Source organism: Microbacterium excoecariae (assembly GCF_011326725.1).
Classification (GTDB): Bacteria; Actinomycetota; Actinomycetes; order Actinomycetales; family Microbacteriaceae; genus Microbacterium; species Microbacterium excoecariae.
On record NZ_JAANCO010000001.1, the window covers coordinates 878,697 to 905,139 of the forward strand.

General features: G+C 73.6%; 24 protein-coding genes. 14 read left to right on the top strand and 10 right to left on the bottom strand.

The features are described from left to right. Positions 1-18: 18 nt before the first annotated feature. Positions 19-1,035, top strand: a complete 1,017-nt coding sequence (locus tag G8E01_RS03865; protein ID WP_166316113.1) for a sugar phosphate isomerase/epimerase family protein — start codon at positions 19-21, stop codon at positions 1,033-1,035. 45 nt (positions 1,036-1,080) lie between these two features. On the opposite strand, the gene G8E01_RS03870 is transcribed toward G8E01_RS03865, so the two are convergent. Then, the gene (locus tag G8E01_RS03870; RefSeq protein ID WP_166316116.1) at positions 1,081-1,875 is read right to left on the bottom strand and encodes a siderophore-interacting protein; all 795 of its coding nucleotides are present in this window, start codon (positions 1,873-1,875) and stop codon (positions 1,081-1,083) included. Positions 1,876-2,012: 137 nt separating this feature from the next. Here G8E01_RS03870 and G8E01_RS03875 point away from each other — a divergent pair, with 137 nt between their 5' ends. From G8E01_RS03875 to G8E01_RS03890, 4 genes are read left to right on the top strand one after another with little or no spacing between them, the layout of a single operon-like run. Next, positions 2,013-3,023 carry a siderophore ABC transporter substrate-binding protein gene (locus G8E01_RS03875; RefSeq protein WP_166316119.1) on the top strand — a complete coding sequence of 337 codons (1,011 nt, stop codon included), beginning with the start codon at positions 2,013-2,015 and terminating at the stop codon, positions 3,021-3,023. Between the two features lie 38 nt (positions 3,024-3,061). Beyond that, positions 3,062-4,075: an iron chelate uptake ABC transporter family permease subunit gene (locus G8E01_RS03880; RefSeq protein WP_166316122.1), complete on the top strand. Its 1,014-nt coding sequence runs from the start codon at positions 3,062-3,064 to the stop codon at positions 4,073-4,075. Further along, complete coding sequence (locus G8E01_RS03885) at positions 4,065-5,084, top strand: iron chelate uptake ABC transporter family permease subunit (RefSeq protein WP_166316125.1); 1,020 nt, start codon at positions 4,065-4,067, stop codon at positions 5,082-5,084. Before G8E01_RS03880 ends, G8E01_RS03885 begins: the two co-directional genes overlap by 11 nt. Continuing rightward, positions 5,081-5,839, top strand: a complete 759-nt coding sequence (locus G8E01_RS03890; RefSeq protein WP_166316128.1) for an iron ABC transporter ATP-binding protein — start codon at positions 5,081-5,083, stop codon at positions 5,837-5,839. The genes G8E01_RS03885 and G8E01_RS03890 overlap by 4 nt, the downstream gene beginning before the upstream one ends. A gap of 59 nt (positions 5,840-5,898) precedes the next feature. Here the strand turns inward: G8E01_RS03890 and G8E01_RS03895 are convergent, their stop codons facing one another. The 4 genes from G8E01_RS03895 to G8E01_RS03910 all read right to left on the bottom strand — a co-directional run bounded on the left by G8E01_RS03895 (position 5,899) and on the right by G8E01_RS03910 (position 9,024). Continuing rightward, positions 5,899-6,708: an aggregation-promoting factor C-terminal-like domain-containing protein gene (locus G8E01_RS03895; RefSeq protein WP_166316131.1), complete on the bottom strand. Its 810-nt coding sequence runs from the start codon at positions 6,706-6,708 to the stop codon at positions 5,899-5,901. 337 nt (positions 6,709-7,045) lie between these two features. Beyond that, positions 7,046-7,246 carry a hypothetical protein gene (locus tag G8E01_RS03900; RefSeq protein ID WP_155047698.1) on the bottom strand — a complete coding sequence of 67 codons (201 nt, stop codon included), beginning with the start codon at positions 7,244-7,246 and terminating at the stop codon, positions 7,046-7,048. A 32-nt stretch (positions 7,247-7,278) separates the two neighbouring features. Next, entirely contained in the window at positions 7,279-8,214 is a 936-nt protein-coding gene (locus G8E01_RS03905; protein ID WP_166316134.1) for a DNA-3-methyladenine glycosylase family protein, read from the bottom strand. Positions 8,215-8,259: 45 nt separating this feature from the next. Continuing rightward, positions 8,260-9,024 (bottom strand): winged helix-turn-helix domain-containing protein, encoded by a 765-nt coding sequence (locus tag G8E01_RS03910; protein ID WP_166316137.1) that lies wholly within the window; start codon positions 9,022-9,024, stop codon positions 8,260-8,262. Positions 9,025-9,427: 403 nt separating this feature from the next. On the opposite strand from G8E01_RS03910, the gene G8E01_RS12685 reads away from it, so the two are divergent. Next, positions 9,428-9,721: a GNAT family N-acetyltransferase gene (locus G8E01_RS12685; RefSeq protein ID WP_338100734.1), complete on the top strand. Its 294-nt coding sequence runs from the start codon at positions 9,428-9,430 to the stop codon at positions 9,719-9,721. Between the two features lie 4 nt (positions 9,722-9,725). Here G8E01_RS12685 and G8E01_RS03920 read toward each other — a convergent pair whose 3' ends face one another. Then, complete coding sequence (locus tag G8E01_RS03920; RefSeq protein WP_166316143.1) at positions 9,726-10,514, bottom strand: SseB family protein; 789 nt, start codon at positions 10,512-10,514, stop codon at positions 9,726-9,728. Positions 10,515-10,612: 98 nt separating this feature from the next. On the opposite strand from G8E01_RS03920, the gene G8E01_RS03925 reads away from it, so the two are divergent. From G8E01_RS03925 to G8E01_RS03940, 4 genes are read left to right on the top strand one after another with little or no spacing between them, the layout of a single operon-like run. Then, positions 10,613-11,779 carry an exonuclease SbcCD subunit D gene (locus G8E01_RS03925; protein WP_166316146.1) on the top strand — a complete coding sequence of 389 codons (1,167 nt, stop codon included), beginning with the start codon at positions 10,613-10,615 and terminating at the stop codon, positions 11,777-11,779. Then, a complete protein-coding gene (locus G8E01_RS03930) occupies positions 11,776-14,781 on the top strand; it encodes an AAA family ATPase (protein ID WP_166316149.1) in 3,006 nt (1,001 codons plus the stop codon). The genes G8E01_RS03925 and G8E01_RS03930 overlap by 4 nt, the downstream gene beginning before the upstream one ends. Positions 14,782-14,791: 10 nt before the next feature. Beyond that, positions 14,792-14,974, top strand: coding sequence for a hypothetical protein (locus G8E01_RS03935; RefSeq protein WP_166316152.1), 183 nt, complete (start codon positions 14,792-14,794; stop codon positions 14,972-14,974). A 56-nt stretch (positions 14,975-15,030) separates the two neighbouring features. Further along, on the top strand, positions 15,031-15,642 hold the full coding sequence (locus G8E01_RS03940; RefSeq protein ID WP_166316155.1) for a tRNA-specific adenosine deaminase: 612 nt from the start codon (positions 15,031-15,033) through the stop codon (positions 15,640-15,642). 1 nt (position 15,643) lies between these two features. Here the strand turns inward: G8E01_RS03940 and G8E01_RS03945 are convergent, their stop codons facing one another. Together G8E01_RS03945 and G8E01_RS12690 are read right to left on the bottom strand one after the other, a co-directional pair. Next, complete coding sequence (locus tag G8E01_RS03945) at positions 15,644-16,306, bottom strand: response regulator transcription factor (protein WP_166316158.1); 663 nt, start codon at positions 16,304-16,306, stop codon at positions 15,644-15,646. Next, positions 16,288-17,868, bottom strand: a complete 1,581-nt coding sequence (locus G8E01_RS12690) for an ATP-binding protein (protein WP_166316161.1) — start codon at positions 17,866-17,868, stop codon at positions 16,288-16,290. The genes G8E01_RS03945 and G8E01_RS12690 overlap by 19 nt, the downstream gene beginning before the upstream one ends. 123 nt (positions 17,869-17,991) lie before the next feature. Here G8E01_RS12690 and G8E01_RS03955 point away from each other — a divergent pair, with 123 nt between their 5' ends. Then, complete coding sequence (locus G8E01_RS03955) at positions 17,992-18,447, top strand: hypothetical protein (protein WP_166316164.1); 456 nt, start codon at positions 17,992-17,994, stop codon at positions 18,445-18,447. A 6-nt stretch (positions 18,448-18,453) separates the two neighbouring features. On the opposite strand, the gene G8E01_RS03960 is transcribed toward G8E01_RS03955, so the two are convergent. Beyond that, on the bottom strand, positions 18,454-20,517 hold the full coding sequence (locus G8E01_RS03960; RefSeq protein ID WP_166316167.1) for an NAD(+) synthase: 2,064 nt from the start codon (positions 20,515-20,517) through the stop codon (positions 18,454-18,456). 71 nt (positions 20,518-20,588) lie between these two features. Between G8E01_RS03960 and G8E01_RS03965 the strand changes: the two genes are divergently transcribed. Continuing rightward, positions 20,589-24,161, top strand: coding sequence for a TM0106 family RecB-like putative nuclease (locus G8E01_RS03965; RefSeq protein WP_166316169.1), 3,573 nt, complete (start codon positions 20,589-20,591; stop codon positions 24,159-24,161). On the opposite strand, the gene upp is transcribed toward G8E01_RS03965, so the two are convergent. Continuing rightward, on the bottom strand, positions 24,143-24,778 hold the full coding sequence (upp, locus tag G8E01_RS03970) for a uracil phosphoribosyltransferase (RefSeq protein WP_166316172.1): 636 nt from the start codon (positions 24,776-24,778) through the stop codon (positions 24,143-24,145). The two genes, G8E01_RS03965 and upp, sit on opposite strands and share 19 nt — an antisense overlap. Positions 24,779-24,926: 148 nt before the next feature. On the opposite strand from upp, the gene G8E01_RS03975 reads away from it, so the two are divergent. Further along, a complete protein-coding gene (locus G8E01_RS03975) occupies positions 24,927-25,967 on the top strand; it encodes an NAD(P)-dependent alcohol dehydrogenase (RefSeq protein ID WP_166316175.1) in 1,041 nt (346 codons plus the stop codon). Between the two features lie 10 nt (positions 25,968-25,977). Further along, complete coding sequence (locus tag G8E01_RS03980; RefSeq protein ID WP_166316178.1) at positions 25,978-26,439, top strand: deaminase; 462 nt, start codon at positions 25,978-25,980, stop codon at positions 26,437-26,439. The last annotated feature ends 4 nt before the right edge of the window (positions 26,440-26,443 follow it).

Here is a 26,443-nt window from a genome sequence, read left to right on the forward strand (position 1 = left end):
CGATCAAAGGAGACGACGATGGTGGATCAGGGACGGCTACCGGTCACCCTCTTCACGGGACAGTGGGCGGACATGCCCTTCGAGGAGCTCTGCGCGAAGGCCGCGGCCTGGGGATACGACGGGCTCGAGATCGCCGCGAGCGGCGACCACCTCGACCTGCGGCGGGCCGACGAGGACGACGCGTACGTGCAGGAGCGCCTCGAGATCCTGAAGCGGCACGGACTCGGCGTGTGGGCGATCTCGCATCACCTCGGCGGGCAGGCGGTCTGCGACGACCCGATCGACTTCCGGCACCGCGCGATCCTGCGCGACTACGTGTGGGGCGACGGCGACGAGGAGGGCGTGCGCCGCCGCGCCGCCGAGGACATGCAGCGGGCGGCGCGCGTGGCCCGCAAGCTCGGCGTCGACACGGTCGTCGGCTTCACGGGCTCGAGCATCTGGAAGTACGTGGCGATGTTCCCGCCCGTGGGGCAGGACGTCATCGACGCGGGCTACGAGGACTTCGCGGCGCGCTGGAATCCCATCCTCGACGTGTTCGACGCCGAGGGCGTGCGCTTCGCGCACGAGGTGCACCCGTCCGAGATCGCGTATGACCACTGGACGACGGTGCGCGCGCTCGAGGCGATCGATCACCGCGCGGCGTTCGGCCTGAACTGGGATCCGTCGCACATGGCGTGGCAGGGCATCGACACGGTCGGCTTCATCTCGGACTTCGCGGACCGGATCTACCACGTGGACTGCAAGGACACGCGGATCCGCCCGGCCAGCGGGCGCCAGGGGATCCTCGGATCGCACCTGCCGTGGGGAGACCCGCGCCGCGGGTGGGACTTCGTCTCGACGGGCCACGGGGACATCCCGTGGGAGGACGCGTTCCGGGCGCTGTCGTCGATCGGCTACGCCGGCCCCATCTCGATCGAGTGGGAGGACGCCGGCATGGATCGCGAGCACGGCGCCGCCGAGGCCGTGGGCCGGATCCGCGACATGCTCTGGCCCCTGCCCGCGACGGCGTTCGACGCGGCGTTTAGCAACCAGTGACGCCGCGCGTGCGGGGCGGGGCCGGGCGGCCCCGCCCCGCACGCGTCAGTGGGCGGCGTGGTACTCGGTGTCGCCCGACTTCCAGTACCCCTTGATGACACGGCGGTCGAGGTCGAGCCCCCAGCGGTCCACTACGAGCGCCCGGGCGGGCTTCACGATCGCCTGCTCCGCCGCGACGAACACGAACGGATCCTCGCCCGGCCGGTCGTCCTCGTCCATCTGCCCGAGCGCATCGGCGAGCGCCGTGCCCGGGAACGCCCCGCCGCGGTTCACGAACTCGACCGGCACGGGCGCGTCGATCTTCAGCTGGTGCGCGGCGCCCCGCACCTCGACGAGGATGAGGGCCGGGGCGTCCTCCGGGATGAGTTGGGCGTAGCGCCGGATCTGCGGGATGGCCGTCTCGTCGCCCGCGAGGAGCCACCCATCCGGCTCGCCCTCGACGCGCAGGGCGCCGCGCGGGCCCCCGACGCCGCAGAACGCGCCGAGGGGCGCGCGCTGCGCCCAGACGCTCGCGACGCCCTCGTCGCCGTGCAGGGCGAACTCGAGGTCGAGGTAGGGCGATCCCGCGGCCGTCGTGCCCCACGCGAGCGGCGTGAACTCGCGGCTCGGAGCCTGGCGCAGCTCATCGACCGTGTCCGGGCGCTCGTCCGGCAGGAAGATCCGGATGTGGTCGTCGTGCCCCGTGGATCCGAACCCCGCGAGCTCCTCGCCCTCCACGCGGACGCGCACGTAGTGCTCCGAGAGCCACTCGCGCCCCGTCAGCGTCGCGGAGCGGAAGCGCAGGTCGAGCGATTCGCGCTCGAGCCGGTAGGTCGCGGTGTCGGTGTTGGACGAACTCATGAAAGTTAGGCTAACCTACCTCGAGCCGGGTAAGGCATGCCTCACACGCAGCGCCTCGTCCAACGGTGCGACGCACCCGGCCTCACCGCGCGGAGGGTCCGTCTTCCGTCGCGCCCGTTCCACACGCAGGAGTTTTCATGACGCTTACTCGCCCGCTCGCCGCGCTGTCGCTCGTCGCGGCGTCCGCTCTCGTCCTCGCCGGCTGCTCCTCCACGTCGGGCGCCGAGGCGAACGCCGACGGCGATGCCGAGACGACGCCGTTCACGTTCGAGTACAACACGGCGGGCGAGGACGAGGAACCGGCCTACGAGGAGGTCACGGTCGACGTGCCGCTCGCCCCCGAGAACGTCGTCATCTTCGACATGGCCTCCCTTGACACGTGGGGTGCCCTCGGCGGCGAGGTCCAGGGCGCGCCGCTGGACTCGGTGCCGGACTACCTGCAGGGCTACCTCGCGGACGACGCCATCAACGCCGGGTCGCTGTTCGAGGCAGACCTGCTCGAGGTCGAGGCGGCCCAGCCCGACCTCATCATCGTGGGCGGCCGCTCCGCAGCGCTCTACGAGGATCTCAGCGAGATCGCCCCGACGGTCGACCTCAGCTCGAGCGGATCCTTCGAGGACACCCTCGAGCGCAACGTCACCTTCCTCGGCGAGGTGCTCGGGGCCGAGGACGAGGCCGCGACCGCGCTCGAGACACTCGAGGCCGGCATCGCCGAGGCGCGGGAGGTCACCGCCGGCATCGGCACGGGCCTCAGCGTCATGGTCTCGGGCGACAGCGTGAGCGCGCTCAAGCCCTCGGAGGGCGACTACTCGGGCCGCAACCTCCGCGGCGGCATCGTCTACGACGTCTTCGGCGTCGAGCCCGTCATCAGCGACATCGAGGAGGCGACGCACGGCGAGCCCGTCTCGTTCGAGTTCCTGCTCGAGACCGACCCGGACTACCTGTTCGTCACGGACCGCAACGCGGCCACGGGCGAGGAGGGCGCCGAGGCGGCCGAGGTCGTGCTCGACAACGAGATCGTCCACGAGACGACGGCCTGGCAGAACGACCAGATCGTGTACCTCGACCCGATGGCGTGGTACATCGTGTTCGGCGGCATCGACACGACGCAGATCATGATCGACGACATCCTGTCGATCGGCGCCTAAGCCACACACCCCGTCGTGAAGGCCCCCAGAACGTGGCTGTGACGACCGCCGCAGCCACCGCGAGCACCCCCGCCCCCACGCGTCCCCGTCGCGCCTGGGTGGGGGTGCTCATCGGCGTGCTCCTCGTGCTGCTCGCCGCCGTCAGCCTGTTCGTCGGCGCCTCGAGCGAGGTGTCCGTCTCGGCGCTGCGGGAGGGATCCGCCGACGCGGCTTTCCTCCTCGCGGCCAGCCGGATCCCGCGCACGCTCGCGCTCGTCCTCGTCGGCGCCTCGCTCGGCATCGCCGGGCTCATCATGCAGATGCTCGTGCGCAACCGCTTCGTGGAGCCCTCCACGACGGGCGTGACCGAGTTCGCGACGCTCGGCATGCTGGTCGCGATGGTGTTCTGGCCGGGGATGGCCATCCCCGTGCGCATGGCGCTCGTGTCCGCGTTCGCGCTCTGCGGCACGTGGGTCTTCCTGCGCATCGTCCGACACGTCCCCGTGCGGTCCCTCGTGCTCGTTCCGCTCGTCGGCATCATGCTCGGCGGCGTCGTCGGGGCCGTCACGACGTTCTTCGCCTACCGCCTCGACCTGCTCCAGTCGCTCGGCCAGTGGTCGCAGGGATCCTTCGCGAGCGTCATGCGCGGGCGCTACGAGTTCCTCTTCATCGCGGCGGCGATGGTGATCGTCGCTTGGGTGACCGCGGACCGCTTCAGCGTCATCGGGCTCGGCGAGGAGTTCTCCACCAACCTCGGCCTGAACTATCGCCGCGTCGTCGCGATCGGCATGGTGATCGTCTCGGTCATCACGGCGTGCGTGCTCGTGACGGCGGGGGTCCTGCCGTTCCTCGGCCTCGTCGTGCCGAACATCGTGAGCCTCATCATCGGCGACAACGTGCGCCGGTCGATTCCGTGGGTGGCGGGCCTCGGCGCGGTCTTCGTCGTCGCCTGCGACCTCATCGCCAGGCTCGTGCGCTTCCCCTACGAGATCCCGCTCTCAGTCGTCGTGGGCGTCGTGGGCGCGGGCCTGTTCCTCTGGCTCCTGTTGCGACGGAGGTCGCGTGTCCACTGAACTTCGCGCGGCGCCCGTCGCCGCCGCCCCCGCCCGCCCGCGCGGCGTCGCGGCCGCGTGGGCGCGTCCGGGCGTGCGTCTCGGCGCCCTCGGCGCGGTCGTCGCGCTCCTGGCGGCGGCCTATCTCGTCTACGACGTTCCCGGATCCTTCCTGTTCGCCGCGCGGATCCGCGGCCTGACAATTGCGGCCATGGCGGTCGTGGCGACGGCCGTCGGCGTCTCCACCGTCGTGTTCCACACGATCACGCAGAACCGGATCCTCACCCCATCGATCATGGGATTCGACGCCTTCTATGGCCTCATCACGACCGTGATGGTGTTCGCGTTCGGCGCCGCGGGCTTCCTCTCCGCCGACAGCCTCGTGCTGTGGGCGCTGCAGGTCGCGGTCATGGTCGGCTTCAGCGTGCTTCTGTTCACGTGGATGTTCGGCGGCAAGCGCCGCTCGATCCACCTCATGCTGCTCGTCGGCATCGTGCTCGGGACGTTCTTTCGCAGCTTCACGGAGTGGATGCAGCGCATGCTGGATCCGCTCGATTTCCAGGTCGTGACCGACGCGATGTTTGCCTCGCTCACCCGGCCCGACCCCGTGCTGCTGGCGTTCACGGCGGCCCTCGTGGCCGCGGGGTGCGCCGCGCTCGTGCCGCTCGTGCGGGCCCTCGACGTGCTGACGCTCGGCGAGCCCGTCGCGGTCGGGCTCGGCGTCGCGCACCGCCGCGTCGTCATGGCGCTGTTCCTCGTCGTGTCGGTGATGGTCGCCGCGTCGACCGCGCTCGTCGGCCCGATCCTCTTCTTCGGGCTGATCGTCGCGAACCTCGCCTACTCGTACGCCGGGAGCTTCCGGCACGTCTGGACGCTGCCGACGGCGGTCCTTATCGGGATGGTGTGCCTCCTGGGCGGCCAGCTTGTGGTGGAGCAGGTCCTCGGGTTCCAGGGCACGCTCTCGACCGTTATCGAGTTCGCCGGCGGACTCTTCTTCCTCTTCCTCGTCCTTCGAAAGGGGGCGCGATGATCGCGCTGACCGGAGCGACCAAGCGCTACGACGGGCAGACCGTGCTCGACGACGTCACGATCGAGCTCGGCGGCGAGGGCGTCACGGCGCTCATCGGGCCGAACGGCGCCGGCAAGTCGACCCTATTCGGGCTCGTGGGGCGGCTCATCGCGCCGGACGCCGGATCCGTGCACGTCGACGGCCTGGACGTCGCCCGCGCGCCGGCGCGCGACATCGCGCGGGCGCTGGCCGTGCTGCGCCAGGACAACGTCGTCGCCTCACGGCTGACGGTCCAGGACCTCGTCGAGTTCGGGCGCTTCCCGCACTCGCAGGGGCGGCTGACCGCCGTCGATCGCGCGAAGATCGACGAGGCGATCGGCTACCTCGACCTCGACGCGCTGCGCGGCCGCTTCCTCGACGAGCTCTCGGGCGGCCAGCGCCAGCGGGCGTTCATCGCGATGGTGCTCGCGCAGGACACGAAGTACGTGCTCCTCGACGAGCCGCTCAACAACCTCGACCTGCGGCACATGACCGAGATCATGAAGCTCATCCGGCGCATGGCCGACGAGCTCGGCAAGCGCGTCGTCGTCGTCCTCCACGACATCAACTTCGCGGCGACCTACAGCGACCGCATCATCGCGATGCGAGACGGACGGATCGTCGCCGACGCGGGCCGCGACGCCATCATGCAGCCGGACGTGCTTCGCGAGGTGTACGACACCGAGGTGGACGTGCGCGAGATCGACGGTCGCCCCGTCGCGCTTTACTACGCCTGACGCGCGAACGCGCCCGGCGCGCCCGTGGGCGGGCCGGGCGCGGGGCGAGTCGTGCGGGCTCAGTACCAGTTCACGGCCTGCGAGTGGGCCCACGCGGAGCACGGCGTCCCGTAGGCGCGCGCGATGTAGTCGAGTCCCCACGTGATCTGCGTCGTGGCGTTGGTCTGCCAGTCGGCGGCGACCGTGGACATCTTGCTGCCCGGGAGGGACTGCGGGATCCCGTAGGCGCCGCTCGAGGCGTTGGAGGCCTGGTAGTTCCAGCCCGACTCCTTGGTCCACAGCGAGTCCAGGCAGCTGAACTGGTCGGATCCCCAGCCGTAGGTGTCGGCGGCGAGGGACGCGGCGGTCGCCTTCGCGCCCTCGACCGTGTTGGCGGCGGCGAGCGCCTCGGCCTCCGCCTCGGCGGCGGCTGCGGCCTCGGCCCTCTTCTTCGCCGCGATCCGGTCCTGCTCCTCTTCGTAGTCCGTGATCGCCACCGTGACGGCGTCGATCTCGGCGCCGGCGTCCGCCGTGCGCTCGAGGACGATCGGCTCCGGCAGCTCCTCGTAGGAGGCGAGGGACGCGACGAACCCCTCGAGGGCCTCCGTGTCGACCTTGCCCTCTGCGCGATCGAGCAGGCTCTCGGCCTGCCCGAGCGTCTTCTTCGCGTCGCTCGCCGTGTCGCCCGTCGCGAGCGCGACCGCGTTGGCCGTCTCGCGCTCGGGCTGCGGGATCGACGCGTAGGCGGCCGTGCCGCCGCCGACGGCGATCGCGGCGACGAGGGTGGCGGCGCCGAGCGCGATGCGCTTGCGGCGGCGCTCGGTCGCCTGGCGGAGCAGGGCCACGTGGTTCGCGCGGGGGAAGGGCTCGGGCAGGGGGGCGTCGTTCATCGTCATAGCCAGGGAGATCCAGTTCGCTCGGGAGAGGCGCGGTCGTCTCACGCGCCGAGGCGCACTCGGGTGGCTGACGGTTCGGGGGAGTCAGCGCGAGCGCCGACGACGAGGATGGTTCGCCAGTCTGGGCGTCGCGTCAGGAAGTGCCCGGTGCGACCCCAAAAGCGCGTTTTGTGGCGGGCGGGGGCGTGCGAACCTGAGAGTGGCGCGTCGGGCGCCCGGATCCGCGCCCTGGTGCGGATCGCGGGCCACGTCGAACCTTTGGTAACGAACCGGTAACGGGGGTGACCTCAGAGTCTCCTGCGAGACCGGTGGGAACGGCGAAAATGGCCGGCTACAGCTCGGCCCCGTTGTCGTCCCGGTCGGTGAGGCCCTGCTGGCCGCCGCGCCGCGATTCGAACGCGATGAGCGCCCCGATCCCCACGAGCACGCCGAGCGCGGCCCCCAGCCACACGCTGCCGAGGATGGCCCCGACGAGCAGGGCGAGGGCGAACAGGCCGACGGCGATGAGGGTGTGGCGAGCGCGCGGGGACATGCGGCCATTGTGTCGCGGATCCGCTCGGCCCGTCACCTGTCGCGGTGATCCTCCGGGGCGAGCTTCGGCCCGCGCCGCGGCTCGCGCGGCCCCGCGGCGCCGAGCAGGCGAATCACCCGCTGGCGCTGCCCCCGCCACGGCTCGAGCAGCGCGAGCATCCCGTCGTCGTCGGTGCGCGAACCGGTCAGCGCGTACCCGACGTGGTGGGCGAGGTGGTAGTCGCCGACGCTGACGGCGTCGGGATCGCCGAGGGCGCGGATCCGCGTCTCCGCCGCCGTCCACAAACCGACGCCCGGCAGCGACACGAGCGGATCGGGGGCCGCCTGCGCCGCCACCGCGCGGCGCACGGCCTCCCACCGGGCCGCCGCCCGAACGAGGGTGCGGGCCTGCGGCGGCTCGAGGCCCGCGCGGTGCCAGGACCACGACGGGATCGCGCGCCAGGCGTCGTCGGAGGGCGGCGCGTAGAGGGGGCGCGGCGTGGGGCCGGGCGCGCGCTCGCCGTGCCGCGTGACGATCCGGCGCCACGCGCCGAACGCCTGCGCGACGGTGACCTTTTGCTCCATGACCGCCTGCGCGAAGGCGGCCGGGACCTCGTCGGTGCGCGCGAGGCGCAGGCCCGGCAGGCGTCGGTGCGCCTCGCGCACGAGCGGGTGGCGGCTGGCGTCGAACCCCCGCGGGTCGTCGCGCCTTCCGCACAGGTCGGGCGCGTGCGCGAGCGCGAGGTCGCGGCCGGGGCCCCACGCGGCGGCGAGCACGCGCCCGTCGGGCGCCTGGCGCAGCGCGAGCGTCGCGGGCCCGACCGGCGTGCGGCTCGCGCGCCAGAAGACCCCGCCGGACCGCGCGAACGTCGGGTCGCCGGGGCCGCGCCCGATGACGCCGAGGGTGCGGGCGAGGTCGACCGGCGCGGCCGGCGCCCACGCGGAGCGCACGGGCTCCTCGGCGGGGCGGAGTGGGGCGACGGCGGTCATCCCCCTCACGGTACGCGGGGCCACCGACACCGCATGAGCGCGGCGTCAGAAGCGGTCGGGGGAGGGGGCGCCCGCGCCGTAGCGGATGGTCACGTCTGCGTGGCGGTCGAAGCGGTAGCCCACGCCGCGCACGGTGCGCACGATGTCCTCGTACCGGCCGAGCTTGGAGCGCAGGCGCCTGACGTGGACGTCGATCGTGCGCTCGCCGGGCGCCTGGTCGTCCCCGGCCTGCCACAGCGAGTCGACGAGCTCGCCGCGCTCGATCGTGCGGCCCTCGCGCAGGACGAGATACTGGAGCAGCTCGAACTCCTTGTAGGTGAGCTGGGCCGAGTCGCCGTCGATCGCGACGCGCTTGCGCGAGATGTCCACGACCACGCCCGCGCCGCGATCCGCCTGCGGGGTGCTCGACTGGGCGCGCTGCACGGCGCCCGGCTCCTTCAGCGCGAGGCGGACAACGTCGATGTCGCGCCCGCCGGCCTGCTGGGGCGCGAGGGCGACGGTCGCGTAGGTCTCGGCGTGCGGCGAGAGCTCGGAGATTGTCCGGCGCAGGGCGTCGACGAGGACGTTGAGGCTGACGCCGTCGGCGGCGGCCGCGGCCTCGTCGAGCCCGACGTACAGCGCGAAGCCGCGCGGCTCGGTGCCTGCGGGCAGTCCGGCAGCGCGATCGGAGGGCTGAGCGATGTTCACGGGGCGTCGACCTGAGGGGTGCGCAGCGCGCGCTTCGCGCTGCTCCTGAAGCGAGGGTACCGGGCGCAGGTGCGCGGGGCGGGGAGCGCGGGCGATCTGGGGGCGCGTGGCGAGGGAGGTCATGAGAAGGAGGGTCCTTGCGGGGAGGGATCCAGAGGATCCGGGGTGCTGTGAGGGGGCGCGATGCGCCGGGCCGCGAGCGATGCGCTCAGCGGACGATCGCGCGCGGGTGCGCGACGGATCGGGAGGGGCGTCGGGGCGTGGTGCTCAGCGACACATTCGACAGCACATGACCTGGCGCCCGGGCATCATCGTCCCGGTAACTCCGTTCGCCTCCAGGGCGGACGAAAGGCGCGTAAAAGTGGTCATGGGGAAATTGTTGCCCCGCGTCTCGCGGGAAGTCAAACAATTTCGCCGTGCGCCGCCCCGCATGTCGGAATGTGACGACGCGCGCGCCGGCGCCCCGCGACGACCGGGTGGGATCCGCGGGGGAATCCGGGAGCGGATCCGCGTGTTGAATAGGAGCGTGGACGATCGATTCAGCTTCCAGGACGCGCCCGCCGCGTCGCGGTTCGAGCTGCGCCGCGACGGCGCGCTCGTGAGCGTGCTCGACTACCGCGTGAACGGGGACACGATCGCGCTGACGCGCGCGTTCACGAACCCCGCCCACCGCGGCGAGGGGCTCGCCGCGATCGTGACCGAGCGCGCGGTCGACGCGATCGCCGCGCGCGGCGGGCAGAAGGTCCTGCCCGTGTGCTGGTACGTCGCGGACTGGTTCCAGGCCCACCCGGAGCGGGCGGGCCTGGTCGCCGCGCGCTGAGGGTCTACTCGGCGGCCTCGAACCACTCAAGCTTGAGCTCGGCGGCGGGGCCCACGGGGTTGACGACGAGCCCCACCATGCCGTCCTCGCGGGCGGAGGCGACGATCTTGTCGAGCGAGGTGGGCTGGGCGATGGCGCTCGGCTCCCACGCCCACAGCTCCGCGGGGCTCGTGAAGACCGCGTGCAGGGTCTCGCCGTCGGCGCGGGTGGCGCTCGCGACGTGATAGCCGGTGGTCTCGCCCGCATCGTCCGTGACGGGGATCCCGCCGACGTAGACGACGGCGCCCGAGAGCATCCGCACGAACTCGTCGAGCTGCACGCCGCCGTCGACGAGCGCGCCGGCGAGGGAGGCGGCGTCGGCGGGGCTGTCGCCGAACGCGCGCTGCAGCTCGTCGCGGTAGGCGATGAAGGCGCCGGGCGTTCCGGCGTCGATCGCGATGCCGTCGTGGTGGTCCATCGCCTGCTTGAGCGCGGCGGCGGCCGGCTGCGCGAGCGAGGTGGCCTTCTCGGTCGGCGCGAAGGCCTCGAGGCGCGGGTTGTCGGTGAACGCGAGCAACAGGTCCTTGCCGTCCTCGTCCCGGACGGAGGTGACGATCAGCTTGTCGCCCTCCTGCATCGGGTTCTCCGGATCCGCGAACTCTGACGGGCTGATGTCAAGCAGCAGCTGCCCGGCGGCCGCGCGGCGGAGCACCTCGCTGTGTGTCTGCGGGTCCTTCGTCTCGGCCCACACCCCGAGCGCCTCCTGCACGCGGGCGTTGTGGACGATGTTCTTCGGCTGCTCGGCATCCGTCATGCCCGCCACGCTACGCGGCGCCGGTGCGGGACGCGAACGGGGGCCGCCCCCGCTCCCGGGTTTCGTGGAATGTCGGGGGTCCGCTCTAGCGTGAGGGCATGCGGATCCTGCACACCTCCGACTGGCACATCGGCCGGTCGTTTCACGGGCACTCGACGCTCGAGGCCCTGCGCGGGGTGCTCGACACCCTCGCGGGTCAGGTCGCGGAGCACGACGTCGACGTCGTGATTGTCGCGGGCGACGTCTTCGACTCCGCGACGCCCGCCGCGGCCGCCTACACCCTCCTCAGCGACACGCTGGCGGCGATCCGCGAGGCGGGCGCGCGCGTCATCGTCACGAGCGGCAACCACGACTCCGCCGCCCGCCTCGGGTTCCAGTCGCGCTTCCTCGGCGCCTCCGGCGTGCACGTCGTGACGGATCCGCTGTCGGTCGGCGAGCCCGTCACGCTCGAGGACACGCACGGGCCCGTGCACTTCTACGGCATTCCCTACCTTGAGCCGGCGCTCGTCCGCCACCTCTGGCCCGACGCCGAGCTGCGCACCCAGGAACACGCCGTGCGGCACGCCATGGGCCTCGTCGCGGCCGACCACGCCGAGCGGGGCGGGCGCCATGTCGCCATCGCGCACTGCTTCGCCGCGGGCGTCGAGCCGACGCCGCAGCTCGAACGCGAGGTGCGGCAAGACCTCCGCCAGGGGTCGCTCGACGTCGTCCCGCTCGCCGACCTCGCCGGCCCCGACTACGTCGCGCTCGGCCACATCCACGGCCGCGCCGAGCTCGCCCCGGGCGTGCGCTACTCCGGCGCGCCCCTGCACTACAGCTTCGGCGAGGCCGCCAAGCCCCGCGGGTCCTGGCTCGTCGACCTCGGCCCGGGCGGCGCCCCGAGCGTCACCTGGCTCGACCTGCCCGTGCCGCGCCGGCTCGCCGTCCTGCGCGGCGACCTCGCCACCCTCCTCGAGGATCCGGGCCTCGCCCCGCACGAGGACGACTGGGTCTGCGCCGTCCTCACCGACCCCACGCCGCAGCCCGACCCCATGCGGCGCCTGCGCGCCCGGTTCCCGTTCTGCGCCACGATCCAGCCCGCGCCCGAGCGCGGGCCCGACGGCCCCGCCCGCACGTACCGCGACCGCGTCGGCCGCGGCACCCCCGACGCCGAGATCGTCGACGACTTCCTCGGCTTCGTCCGCGCGGGAGAGGGCGCATCCGACGCCGAGCGCGTCGTGATCGCCGAGATCGTCTCCGCGCACGCCGCGAAGGAGCAGGCATGAGGATCCATCGGATCGAGATCGAGGGCTTCGGCCCCTTCCGCGCGCGGCAGGACATCGACCTCGACGCGTACGCCGCCGACGGGCTCTTCCTCATCTCCGGCCGCACCGGCGCCGGCAAATCCAGCATTCTCGACGCCGTCTGCTTCGCCCTGTACGGCACCACGCCCCGGTACGACTCCAGCGAGAAGCGCCTCCGCAGCGACCACGCCGGGCTCGAGGACCCCACGCGCATCGCCGTCGAGTTCTCCGTCGACGACGCGCGCTGGCGCATCGTGCGCACGCCGGAGTACGAGCGCCCGAAGCGCCGCGGCACCGGCACCACGAAGGCGGCGGCCACCGCCGAGATGTTCGAACGCGTCGGAGACGCGTGGGAAGGCCGGGCCGCCCGCGCCGTCGACGTCGGCCACCTCGTCGCCGAGATCATCGGCCTCAGCCACCAGCAATTCCTGCAGGTGATCCTCCTGGCCCAGGGGCGCTTCGCGCAGTTCCTCCTCGCCGGGAACGACGACCGCCAGAAGCTTCTGCGCACCCTCTTCGGGACGCGGCGATTCGAGGACTACGAACAGGCCCTCGAGGAGCGTCGCCGCACCGCCCAAGAGGCCGTCGCCGACCGCACGCGCGCCCTCGACGCGCTCCTCGCGCAGGCCGAGCCCGACATCGTCCGCGCGCTTGAGGCCGAGGCGACCGCGGGCGACGGGGCGGAGCCCGAGCCGGCGGCCCTCGACCTTACCCGCGCCGCGCGCGTCGCGCGGGCCGCCGCCGCCGCGGCGCGCACACGCGAGGATGGGGCGCGGGCCGAGCGCGACCGGCAGGAGGCGGTCGTCGCCGCGCAGCGCGCCGCCGCCGACGCGCAGCGCCGCCGCGACGACGCCCGCGCGCGGCTCGCGGCCCTCGACGCCGCGGCCGACGACGTTGCGGCCGCCGAGCGCGAGCGGGACGCCGCGGCCCGCGCCGACGGCGTCCGCGAGCGGATCCGCGCCACCGCCGCCGCGGACACCGCGCTCGCCGAGGCATCGGCCGCCGCCGACGACGCCGTCGCGGCGTGGGGCGCCGCGCGCGACGACGCGCCCGCCGACGACGCCGTCGCGAGCGTGCCCGGCCGCGATGCCGACCCCGGCGCTCTCGAAAAGTTCGGCACGGACATGCACGGGATCATCGGCGCGTGGGAGCCGATCCGCGAGCGCGAGACCGGCCTCGCCACCCGCACCGACGACGCCCGCGCCGAGCGCGAACGCCTCGATGCCGCCCGCGCCCGCACCGCCGCCCTGCGCGCCCAGCGCGAGGCGCTCCCGGAGCGGATCCGCACCACCCGCGCCGCGCTCGAGGAGGCCGCCGAGCGCGCCGCGCGCCGCGAGACCGCCGAGGCACACATCCGCGAGCTGGAGCAGCAGATCGCCGCGGTCGTCGAACGCGGCACGCTCGCCCGCGCCTACGAGGCCGCCGCGGCCGACGCCGCCGCGCGAGGCGACCAGCGCCACGCCGCCGAGCGCACCCTCGACCGGCTCCACAGCCTGCGGCTGTCCGGCTTCGCCGGCGAGCTCGCCCAGACCCTCGCCGCAGACGAGCCCTGCCCCGTCTGCGGTGCGACGAGCCACCCCGCGCCCGCCGCCGTCCCCGACGGCCACGCCACGGCCGAGGCCATCGACGAGGCCTCCGCCGCCCGCGACGCGGCCGTCGCCGCGCACGACGAGAGCGTCGCCCGCCGCGGCGAGGCCGAGATCGCGCTGCGCTCCGCCGAGCAGCGCGCCGGCGGGCGCAGCGAAACCGAGGTGAACGGCGACCTGCTCGCCGCCCGCGGCGCGCGCGACGACGCCGCGGAGGCCGCCCGCGAGAAGATCGCGCTCGAGCGCCAGCGCGACGAGCTCGAGGGCGCCCAACGCCGCCTCGAGGACGACGAGCGGCAGGCGATCGCCGACGAGGCCGACCTCGCCACGCGCGTCGCGCGGACCGCGGCCGACCTCGCCGCCGAGAAGAAGGCCGTCGCCGCCGCGCGCGGAGCGTTCGACTCGGTCGCCGAACGCATCGGCTGGGCGCGCCGCCTCGCCTCCCGCGCCGCCGCCACCGCCGAGGCCCGGCGCGAACGCGACCGCGCGGCGGGCGTCCAACGCGCCGTCACCGCCGAGCTCGCCCAGGGCGTCCAGGACGCCGGCTTCGACACCGAGGACGCCGCCCGCGCCGCGTTGCGCGATGCCGCCCGCCGCGCCGAGCTCGACGCGCTCATCCGGCAAGCCGGCGAAGAACGCGCGGCCGCCACCGCCGCGATCGCCGACACCCCCGCCGATCTCCCCGACACCCCCATCGACCTCGCCCCCCTCGAGGCCGCGCTGAGCGAGGCGCGCGCTCGCCTCGACGCCGAGGTGGCCGCGCGCGCCGACCTCGGGGCGCGCGCGGAGCGGCTCGCGACGGCGCAAGATCGCGCCCGTGCCCTCCGCGACGACATCGCGGGCGGCGCCGACGATGCCGACGCCATGACCCGCCTCGCCGACACCGTCGCGGGGCGCGCGCCCAATTCCAAGCGCATGAACCTCGAGACGTTCGTCCTCGCGGCCGAGCTCGAGGAGATCGTCGAGGCGGCCAACCTCCGGCTCTCCGACATGAGCGACGAGCGCTATAGCCTCCAGCACACCGACGCGCTCGCCCGACGCGGCGCCGCGTCCGGCCTCGGCCTCGAGATCATGGACCGCTTCACGGGGCAGGCCCGGCCGCCCCACTCGCTGTCCGGCGGCGAGACCTTCCTCGCCTCGCTGTCGCTGGCCCTCGGCCTCGCCGAGGTCGTCACGCGGCGCGCGGGCGGGATCCGGCTCGACACGCTCTTCATCGACGAGGGCTTCGGATCCCTCGACGCAGAGACCCTCGAGACGGCCATGCGCACGCTCGACGAGCTGCGGCAGGGCGGCCGGACCGTCGGCGTCATCAGCCACGTCGAGGCGATGAAGGAGCAGATCCCCGCGCAGCTGCGCGTGCGGCAGACCCCGGGCGGGTGGAGCGAGATTGACCAGTAGGCTGGGACGCATGAACAAGGGCACGCTCTGGACCGTTCTCGGCGTGATCGCGGCGATCGTCATCGCCTGGTGGCTCGTCAACGTGCTCTTTAGCGTGCTGTTCTGGCTCTTCAAGCTCGTCGTCGTGGCAGTCGTGGCGCTCATCGTCTTCGGCGTCCTGAAGTACCTCTTCCGCTCGCGCGAGCGCGGCTGACCGCCGCGCCGCGCGGCGTGCGATTTCGCGTAACACGCGCCGCCTAGGCTCGCGGCATGAACTTCCCGCCGCTCGCCACCTCGTTCACCCTCGAGCTCCCCGCCTGGGTCGCCGACGAGATTGCCGATGTTCCCGACGCGCTCCCGACCGTCGAGGAGCGCGTGGCGCTCGTCAACCGGCTCGCGGACCGCAACTGGCGCGAGGGCAACGGCGGACCGTTCGCCGCCCTCGTCGCCGAGCGCGACACGGGGCGCATCGTCTCCGTCGGCGTCAACGTCGTGCTCTCCACCGGCATCTCCTCGGGGCACGCGGAGGTCACGGCCCTCGGCCTCGCCCAGGCGCGCCTCGGCGCGTGGGACCTGGGCGGCGACGGGCTCCCGGCGCACGAGCTCGTCGTGAACTGGCGCCCCTGCGTGCAGTGCTACGGCGCCGCCATGTGGTCGGGCATCACCTCCCTCGTCCTCGCGGGCCACGGCCCCGAGTGCGAGGAGATCACGACCTTCGACGAGGGCCCCATGATCGAAACGTGGACCGAGGCGTTCGAGGAGCGCGGCATCTCGGTGACCCGCAACGTCGCCAAGGCCGAGGCGATCGCCGTGTTCGAGGCGTACCGCGCCTCGGTCGACTCCGGCGCGGTCACGGTCTACAACGCGCGCGCCGCCGAGTAGCTCACACGAGCCGGTAGCCCGCCCCGCGCACCGTCTCGATGCGTGCCTGCCCCAGCTTCTGGCGGAGGTAGCCGATGTAGACGTCCGCGACGTTCGAGCCCGGGTCGAAGTCGTACCCCCACACGCGGCTGAGGAGCTGCTCGCGGCTGAGCACCTGTCCGGCATGCCGGATGAGCTCCTCCGCGAGCGCGAACTCGCGCGCGGAGAGCTCCACCCCCGCGTCCCCGCCGACGTGCGCGCGCCGCGTGCGCACGTCGAGCAGGAGATCCCGGTGGCGGAGCTCGGCGGGCGACGTGCTCTCCGGCGAGCGGCGCATCCGGATCCGGATCCGCGCGAGCAGCTCGTCGAACCGGAAGGGCTTGCCGAGGTAGTCGTCCGCGCCGCCCTCCAGGCCCGTGACCGTGTCGCCGAGGTCGGTGCGCGCGGTGAGCATGATGATCGGCAGCGTCGCCCCCTGACCCCGGAGCTGCTCGAGGACCTCGAAGCCCGTGAGCTTCGGCATGTTCACGTCGAGCACGAGCAGGTCGAACTCGCCCGTGAGGGCCAGGTCGAGGGCCTCGGCGCCGTCCGAGGCGATGCGCGTGGCGAACCCCGCCGCGCGCAGGCCCTTCTCGATGAACCCCGCGATGCGGGCCTCGTCGTCGGCTATGAGGATGGATGCCATGGGCGCTCTCCTGAGGGGCGGGTCGACGGCGTCGCCGTCGCGGTCGGTGCGGTCGGGACCCCGCCGCCCGCGCCCGGGAGCGGCGGGCGTGGCGGCACGCCGCCGTGGCCCGTCGGGGGCGACGCCGGGGGACGCGCGCCGGGGGTGGGCAGGGACAGGACGAAAACGGATCCGGGGCCCGGCCGGGCGTCGCGCACCAGCGCCTCGCCGCCGTGGGCCTGCGCGATCATCTGCACGATGTTCAGGCCCAGGCCGCTTCCCGGGGCCTCGGCGCCCGGCCCGCGCGTGAAGCGCTCGAAGATCGTCGACCGCGCGTCGGCGGGCACGCCGGGGCCCGCGTCGCGCACCCACATCTCGAGTCGGTCCTCGGCGAGCGTGCTCCCGATCACGAGGCGCCCGCCGCCGTGCGTGACGCCGTTCTGCGCGAGCTGCAGCATTGCCTGCGTGACGCGGGCCGGGTCGAGCACGGCGACCGTCTCCGCGGCGGGGCCCGCCGTCACCTCCGACCCCACGATGGCGCCGGCTTTGCGCACGATCTGCGCCGTGAGGTCGGCGACGTCGACGGCGACCGGGTGCACGGGGGAGGGACCGTGCAGGGCGGCCGCCTCCGACAGCCCCTTCACGAGCTCGCTCATGCGGTCGAGCTCGTCGAGCGCGAGAGCCTGCGTCTCGCGGACGTCCCGCGGATCCGTCGGATCCATCAGCTCGAGGTGACCGCGGACGATCGTGAGCGGGGTGCGCAGCTCGTGGCGCACGTCGCTCAGGAGCTGCTTCTGCGACTCGAGCGCGGTGTCGAGCCGGTCGAGCATGTCGTTCATGGTGCCGGCGAGTTGCGAGACGTCGTCGCGCCCCTCGACGGGGAGGCGTTCGCCGAGGGACTGCGCGGACACGCGCTCCGCGGTGGTGCGCATGAGGCGTAGCGGGCGCAGGAGGCGGCCGGCGACGATGCCCGCGATGACGCCGACGGCGACGATGACGATTGCGGACACCGCGAGGTACGCGTCGCGCGCGTCGTTGATCTCGGCCAGCTCGGCGTCGATGTCGAACGCCATCACGAACAGCGCGCTCGCGGGGGCGGGCGAGTCCGGGATCTCGATCGGCACCGCGAGATAGCGCCACCGCACGCCCTCCTCGGCATAGGTCGCGCCGATGACCGCGCCCGCGTCGTCCGTGAGCGCGACGACGTGGTCGATGAACCCGGGGGCGTCGCGCACGAGGTCGAGATCGAGCGGCACGCCGGGCACGCGCTGCGCCTCGCCGCCCCACACGCCGACGACGCCCGTGTTGTCGTCGGGGCTCATGCGCTGGACGACCGCGTCGAGCGCGTCCTCGCTCGACGTCCACGAGCGCCCGTCGAGACCCTCCGAGACGAGGTACCGGGCCGAGGCGAGGTTGTCTTCCAGCCGCTGATCGATCTGGTCGATCGTGCCCGCCCGCTCCACGAGGTACACGGTCGCCCCCACGGCCAGGAGCCCGACCGCGACCGAGATGACGATCGCGACCACCAGGCGCACCCGCACCGAGATCACGGGGCGCCGGGTGGCGGTGGGGTGGTCGGTCACGCCTCAAGTATCCCGGCAGCGCGGCGCGGGAGCGGGCAGGATAAGAACGGTCTCATCGTCCGCTGTGGCCCGCTTCATCCGCGCGCGGTGTGCTGGGGTGACACCGACAGGGGAGAAGGAATCGTGGCACGCAGGGCATGGATCGGATACGCGCTCGTCGCGGCGGCGGGTCTCGGCGTCGCGGCAGTGGGCGCGACGGCAGCCGCGCACGCGATGGAGGTGCGCACGGACGCCGGACGGGTCGTTGAGGACGGCGCGCTCACGGGCGAGCCGGCGGGCGCGGTGAAGGCGGTCGGGGATCCCGCGGATCCGTCCGCGACGCCCACGCCCGAGCCGTCGGCGACCGCCACGCCGAAGCCGACGGAGAAGCCCCGCGAAGCCGCGCGCCCCGCCGAGGACGACGCACCCACGGGCGGCGGCCAGAGCGCCACGGCGCCGGAACCCGCGCCGCTACCCGAGCCCGCACCCGCCCCGGCGCCCGTGGACGACGATGACGACGACGATGATGACGACGACTGGGACGATGACGAAGACGACGACGAAGACGACGACGAAGACGACGACGGGGACGACGACTGAGTCGCGCTAGAGGCCGAGCGGCGCGACCGCGCCGTCGAGCTCCGCGCGCCACGCGCGCGCATTCCCGTCGCTCGGCGCCCGCCAGTCGCCGCGCGGCGAGAGGGATCCGATCGCCGAGACCTTCGGGCCGTTCGGCACCGCCGAGCGCTTGAACTGGGCGAACCCGAAGAACCGGGCCACGAACACGCGCAGCCACCGGACGACCGTCTCGAGGTCGTACTCGGGCCGCTCGTCCTCGGGGAACCCGGGGGGCCAGGATCCGCGGCCCGCGTCGGCGAACGCGTGCTCGGCGAGGAAGGCGATCTTCGACGGGCGCGCGCCGCGGCGCAGCACGTGCGCGAGCGCGAAGTCGTGCAGCGCGTAGGGCCCGATCGTGTCCTCGGTCGACTGCGCCTTCCCGTCCGCGCCCACGGGCACGAGCTCCGGGGAGATCTCCGTGTCGAGGACGGAGCGGAGGATCCGCGCCTCCTCGTCCGTCACGCCCTGGCGCTCGCCCTCGGACGCCACCCAGCGGATGAGGTGCTGGATGAGGGTTTTGGGCACGCCGCTGTTGACCGCGTAATGGCTCATCTGGTCGCCCACGCCGTACGTCGCCCAGCCGAGCGCGAACTCCGACAGGTCGCCCGTGCCGATGACGATGCCGCCGTGATGGTTCGCGAGGCGGAAGAGGTAGTCGGTGCGCAGGCCCGCCTGGACGTTTTCGAAGGTGACGTCGTAGACCGGCTCGCCGGATCCGGCGGGGTGGCCCATCTCGGTGAGCATGGCGGTCGCCGCGGGCCGGATGTCGATCGTCTCGATCCGCGCGCCGACCGACTCGGCGAGCGCGATCGCGTTGCGCTTCGTGTGGTCGCTCGTCGCGAAGCCGGGCATCGTGTAGGCGAGGATGTCGCTGCGCGGCCGCTCCATCCTGTCCATTGCGCGCGCCGCCACGAGCAGCGCGTGCGTCGAGTCGAGCCCGCCGCTGACGCCGATGACGGCCTTCGGACCGCCGATCGCGCTCATGCGCTGCACGAGCCCCGAGACCTGGATGTGGAACGCCTCGAAGCAGTCCTGCGCGAGCCGGGCGGCGTCGTTCGGCACGAAGGGGAAGCGCTCCACCTCGCGCCGCAGGCCCACGTCGCCCGTCGGGGGCGCGAGCGTGAACTCCACGGTGCGGAAGCGGGCGCGCTCGTCGTTCGCGCGCCGGTTGTCGTCGAAGGTGCCCTGGCGGATCCGGTCCTGGCGGATCGCGTCCAGGTCCACGTCGGCGATCGACGCGGTGGGCCCGTCCGGGAATCGCTCGGTCTCGGCGAGCAGGCGGCCCGCCTCGAAGATCATCGTCTGGCCGTCCCACGAGACGTCGTTGGTCGATTCGCCGAGGCCCGCCGCGGCGTAGGCGTAGGCGGCGAGGCAGCGCGCCGAGGCAGACTGGGCGAGCGCCCTCCGGTCCTCCGCGCGCGCGACCGTGATGGGACTGCCCGAGAGGTTCAGCAGGACGCTCGCGCCCGCGAGGGCGGCGAGAGCCGACGGCGGCACGGGGACCCACATGTCCTCGCACACCTCGGCGTGCACGACGAGGCCGGGGACATCGGCGGCGGAGAACAGCAGGTCGGGGCCGAACGGCACGTCCGCGCCGCCGAGGGCGATCGTGCCCCGCTGGTCGTCGCCGGGGGCGTACCAGCGCCGCTCGTAAAACTCGCGATAGGTGGGCAGGTGCGACTTCGGGACGACCCCGAGGACGCGCCCGCGGTGGATCGCCACGGCCGTGTTGTAGACGCGGCCGCCGCGCGCGAGCGGCGCGCCCACGACGAGGAGGGGCAGGAGGCCGGCGGAGGCTGCGCGGATCCGCTCGATCGCGTCGCGCGCGGCGTCGAGGATCACGTCCTGCAGGACGAGGTCGTCGATGGCGTATCCCGTCAGGCACAGCTCGGGGAAGACGGCGACGGCGACCGCGTCCGCGTCGAGCCCGCGCGCCGCCTCGATGACGGCCGCGGCGTTTGTCGCGGGGTCGGCGACGGCGACGGGGACGTGGCAGGCCGCGACGCGCGCGAAGCCGTGGCGGTAGGCGCTGCGGAAGTCGAAAGCGGTCACCGCCTCAGTCTCCCACCATCGCGGCCTGCCCCGCGCGGGCCGATGTCGGGGGTAGGAATTACCGTGGAGGCATGAGGATCATCCGAGACGCCGGCCGCCTGGTGTGGAGCGCGAGCGACCTGAAAGCCTCCGCCGACTGCGAGTTCGCGTGGATGCGCCAGGTCGACGCGAAGCTCGGCCGCTGCCCGCTCGTGGAGGATCCGGCCGACGAGATGCTCGAGCGCGCCGCGAGCCTCGGCGACGCGCACGAGGCGCGCACCCTGGAGGCCTACCGTGCGGCGCATCCCGGCGCGGTCGTCGAGATCGAGCGCGCGTCGTCGGCCGACCCCGACGCGCTGGCGGCGGCCGTGCAGCAGACGGCCGACGCCCTCGCGGATCCGGCGGTCCGCGTCGTGTTCCAGGCGGCGTTCTCGGCCGACGACTTCGTGGGGTTCGCCGACTTCCTCGTCCGCGACGAGGCGGGGCGCTGGCGCGTGCAGGACACGAAGCTCGCGCGCACGGCTCGGGTATCCGCGCTTATGCAGCTCGCGGCATACGTCGATCGCCTGCGCGCCGCGGGCGTCGACACGTCCGACCAGGTCGACCTGCTCCTCGGCGACGGGTCGGTGTCCACGCACGAGGTGGCCGACCTCCTGCCGCTCTTCGAGGTGCGCCGCGCCCGGCTGCGCGCGCTCGTCGCCGACCGCGACCTCGCGGCAGGCTCGGGCGCCGAGCCGATCGCGTGGGGCGAGACGCGGGGCGCGCTCGACGTGCGCGCCTGCGGCCGGTGCGCGACGTGCGAGGTCGAGGTGCTCGCGCACCGCGACGTGTTGCTCGTCGCGGGCATGCGGCCCGCATCGCGCGAGCGGCTCCGGCGCGCGGGGATCGAGACGATCGACGCGCTCGCCGCGGCGACCGCCCGGCCAGAGCGGATGAGCGAGGATGCGTTCGAGGCGCTCGTCGCGCAGGCGCGCCTGCAGGTCGAGACCGAGCGGTCGGGCGACGCCGCGCCGCGGTACGAGGTCGCGGGGCCGGAGGCGCTCGGGACGATGCCGCGCCCCGACCGCGGCGACATCTTCTTCGACTTCGAGGGCGACCCGCTCTTCAGCGAGCGCGCCGGGGACGGGCGCGTCGCCTGGGGCATCGACTACCTGTTCGGCTGGGTCGACATGGCCGAGAACTACACCGCGATATGGGCGCACGACCTCGCCGCCGAGAAGCGGGCGCTCGAGCGGTTCTGCGACTTCGTCGCCGCCCGGCGGCGGGCGCACCCGGACATGCACATCTACCACTACGCGCCGTACGAGACCTCGCACCTCACGGCGATGGCCGCCCGGCACGGCGTGCGCGAGGCCGACGTGGACCGCATGCTCCGCGACGAGCTCTTCGTCGACCTGTATCCGATCGTCAAGCGCGCGATTCGCGTGGGGTCCCGGTCGTACTCGATCAAGAAGCTCGAGCCGCTGTACATGGGGTCCGAGGTGCGCATGCAGGACGTGACGAAGGGCGATCAGTCCATCGGGCGCTATGTCGAAGCGCGGCGCCTCGCGGCGACGGGCGAGGAGGACGCCGCGCGCCGGATAGACGACGACCTGGCCGACTACAACCGCTACGACTGCGTCTCGACGCGGCGCCTGCGCGACTGGCTCGTCGAGCGGGCGCGCGAGGCGCGGGTGCTCCCTGCGCCGCCGGAGGACCGCCCGCGCGGCGCCGACGAGCCCTCGCCCCGCGCGCTCGCCCTTTCCGCGCGGGCCGAGGAGCTGCGCGAGGCGCGGGAAGCGGCGGATCCGCGCGCCGAGCCGACCCACGACGAGCGCGCGCTACGCCTCGCGTCCGCGGCGATCGACTACTACCCGCGCGAGGCGCGATCGTTCTGGCAGGCGCACTTCGAGCGGCTGCACCAGCCCGTCGCGCTCTGGGGCGAGACCCGCGACGTGCTCGTGGTCGACGCGGCGGAGACGGCGCTCGTGTCCGGCTGGCACACGCCGGAGGGGGCCCGTTCCGAGCGGCGCCGCCTGCTCCTGCGCGGCGACCTCGCCCCGGGAAGCCGCCTGGCGCCGGGGAGCACGCCGTACGCCCTGTACGCGGCGCCGGCGCCGTTCCCGTCCGACGCCTCGGCGCGCTGGCTCCACGTTGCGCGCCAGGTGACCGTTGTCGAGCACGCCGACGACGGCATCGTCGTCGACGAGTACGCCGCCGACGGCCGCACGTGGGGCGAGCTCCCGCTCGCGCTCACGCCCGCGGCGCCGCCCCGAGCCGGCGCCCAGCAGGGGGCGATCGACGAGTGGGCCGATTCGCTCCTCCGCGGCGAGCGCAACGTGGGCGCGGCCGACGGCGCGTTCCCCATCGATCCCGCCACCGACATCCTCCGCGGCCTCCGCGCCGACCACCACGCCGGCCGCGTCGTGAGCCAGGCGATCGGCAGCGACATCGACGCGATCGTGCTCTCCCTCCTCAGCGTGCCCACCTATCTCGCGGTGCAGGGCCCGCCCGGAACCGGCAAGACCTACGTCGGGTCCCACGTCATCGCACGGCTCGTGAACGACCACGGCTGGCGGGTCGGCGTCGTCGCGCAGTCCCACGCGGTCGTCGAGAACATGCTCGACCGCGTGGTCGGCGCGGGCGTGGCCCGCGAGCGGGTGGGGAAGGTGCCCAAGCGGGGAGCGGATACAGGCGCCCACGCGTTCCAGGCGCTGCCGTATCAGGGGCTCGCGGAGTTCCAGCGCCGGGCGCGCGGCGGCGTCGTCATCGGCGGTACGGCGTGGGACCTCGCGAACGTCACGCGCGTCGAGCGGCGCTCGCTCGACCTCCTCGTCATCGACGAGGCGGGGCAGTTCTCGCTCGCCTCGACGATCGCCGTGTCGATGGCGGCCCGGCGGCTCCTGCTCCTGGGGGATCCGCAGCAGCTGCCCCAGGTGAGCCAGGGCACCCACCCCGCGCCGATCGACACTTCCGCGCTCGGCTGGCTCATGCGCGGCGCCTCCGTCCTCCCCGACGGGCACGGGTACTTCCTCGAGCGCACCTGGCGGATGCACCCGGAGCTCGCGCGCCCCGTCTCCGAGCTGTCGTACGGCGGGCGGCTTCGCGCGCGCGACGGCGCCGAGCTCCGCACGGTCGCGGGTGTGGATCCGGGCCTGCACCCGCGCCCCGTCGTCCACCGCGGGAACGCCACGGAGTCGGCGGAGGAGGCGGCCGAGGTCGTCGCCATCGTGCGCGACGTCCTGGGGCGCGGCTTCGTCGACATCGACATCGACGACGACCAGAACGCCGCGCCGCGGGCCGAGCGGCCTCTCGAGGAGAGCGACGTCATCGTGGTCGCCCCGTACAACGCCCACCAGCAGGCCGTGGAGCGGGCGCTCGCCGCGGCCGGTCTCTCCGCCGTGCGCGTGGGGACCGTGGACCGCTTCCAGGGTCAGGAGGCCGCGATCGCGATCCTCACGCTCGCGGCCTCCTCGGGGCGCGACGCGCCGCGCGGGCTCGAGTTCCTGCTCCTGCCCAACCGGCTCAACGTGGGCATCAGCCGCGCGAAGGTCGCGGCCTTCCTCGTGCATAGCCCGGCGCTGCTCGACGACCTGCCGTTCGCGTCCGAGCAGGTCGCCGCGCTGAGCGGCTTCGCGCGGCTGACGGGCGCGGCCGCGCCCGCGGGTCAGCCGGCGGTGCCGTAGAGGCGGTCGCCCGCGTCGCCGAGACCGGGCACGATGTAGCCCTTCTCGTTGAGGCGCTCGTCCATCGCGCCGAGGACCAGGCTCACGTCGCGGTCGCCGACGAGCGCGTCGATCGCCTGCACGCCCTCGGGCGTGCCGAGCAGGCACACGGCCGTCACGTCGTCGGCGCCCCGGTCGAAGAGGAACTTGATGGCGGCGGCGAGGGAACCGCCGGTCGCGAGCATAGGGTCGAGGACGAAGCACTGGCGACCCGCGAGGTTGTCGGGGAGGCGCTCGGCGTACGTCGTCGGCTTGAGCGTCTCCTCGTTGCGCACGATGCCGACGAACCCGACCTCGGCGGTCGGGACGAGCTTCGTCATGCCCTCCAGCATGCCGAGCCCCGCGCGGAGGATCGGGACGACGAGCGGCTTCGGATCCGCGATCTTCACGCCGCGGGTGGTCGTCACGGGCGTCTCGACCTCGCAGTCCGCCACCCGCACGCCGCGGGTCGCCTCATAGGCGAGGAGGGTCATCAGCTCTTCCGTCAGCTGGCGGAAGACGGGGGAGGGCGTCGCCTTGTCGCGGAGGACGCTCAGCTTGTGGGTGACGAGGGGGTGATCGGCAATGTGCACGCGCATGCGACCAGGGTACGGTGCCCACCCGCGAGAGCGCTCGATCGGTTTTCCGCGCCCGGCCGGACCCCGCGACAGGTGTCGATCTCGGGAGGATAATGAAGGCGCGCCGCCCCTTCGGCGCATATCCGCTTCGTCCACGAAGGAGACACCAATGAAGGCGTTGCAGTACGTGACCGTCGGTCAGCCCCCCGAGGTCCGCGAGGTTCCCACCCCCGAGCCCGGCCCCGGCCAGGTGCGCCTGAAGGTCACCGCCGCGGGCGCGTGCCACTCCGACGAGTTCCTCATGAGCCTGCCCGAAGAGGTCTACACGGCCGCGTACCCGCTGCCGATGACCCTCGGCCACGAGGGCGCGGGCATCGTCGACAAGGTCGGCGAGGGCGTCACCGAGGTCGCGGTCGGCGACGCCGTCGCGGTGTACGGACCGTGGGGCTGCGGCCGCTGCTATCCCTGCTCGCAGGGCAAGGAGAACTACTGCGAGCGCGCCGCCGAGCTCGGCATCACCCCTCCCGGCCTCGGGCACGACGGGTCGATGGCCGAGTACATGATCGTGGACAACCCGCGCTTCCTCGTGCCGCTCGGCGACCTCGACGCCGTGAAGAACGTCGCGCTCACGGACGCCGGCCTGACCCCGTACCACGCGATCAAGGGCTCCCTCGACAAGCTCGTCGCCGGCTCCACGGCCGTCGTCATCGGCACGGGCGGCCTCGGCCACGTCGCGATCCAGATCCCGCGCGCGCTCACGCCGGCCACGGTGATCGCGCTCGACGTGAGCGACGCGAAGCTGCAGCTCGCGAAGGACGTGGGCGCGCACCACGCCTTCGCGTCGAACCCCGAGGCGGCGGACCGGATCCGCGAGGCGACCGGATCCGCGACCGTCACGGCCGTCTTCGACTTCGTCAACATCCAGCCGACCGTCGACCTCGGATCCGCGCTCAGCGGCGTCGAGACCGACCTCGTGCTCGTCGGCGTCGGCGGCAACACGGCCCAGGTCGGCATGATGGCCCGCCCGTACGACGCGACGATCCGCTCGCCGTACTGGGGCTCGCGGCCCGAGCTCATGGAGGTCCTGAACCTCGCGCGCACCGGGCTCGTCGGCGTCGAGACCGAGACCTTCTCGCTCGACGACGCGCCCGAGGCGTACCGCCGCCTCCACGAGGGGTCGCTCCGCGGCCGCGCCGTCGTCACGCCGTAACCTGGAGCGCGTGCAGCCGTCCCCCGTCGACACCGCCCTCGTCCGCCGAGCCCTCGCGCTCGCCGACGAGGCCGGTGCGGCGGGGGACGTTCCCGTCGGAGCGGTCGTCGCGGGTCCGGACGGGCGCCTCCTGGGGGAGGGGCGCAACCTGCGCGAGGAGACCGGCGATCCGACCGCGCACGCCGAGGTCGTCGCGATCCGGGCCGCCGCGCGCGCCATCGGCGGCTGGAACCTCGAGGGCCTCACGCTCGCCGTGACCCTCGAGCCGTGCCTCATGTGCGCGGGCGCGATTCTGCAGGCGCGGCTCTCGCGGGTGGTCTTCGGCGCCTGGGACGACAAGGCGGGCGCGGCCGGATCCGTCTACGACGTGCTGCGCGACCGGCGTCTCCCGTACCGCGCGGAGGTCGTCGGTGGGGTGCTCGAGCGCGAGGCCCGCGCGCCGCTCGCCGCGTTCTTCGAGCGGCGCCGCTGACGGG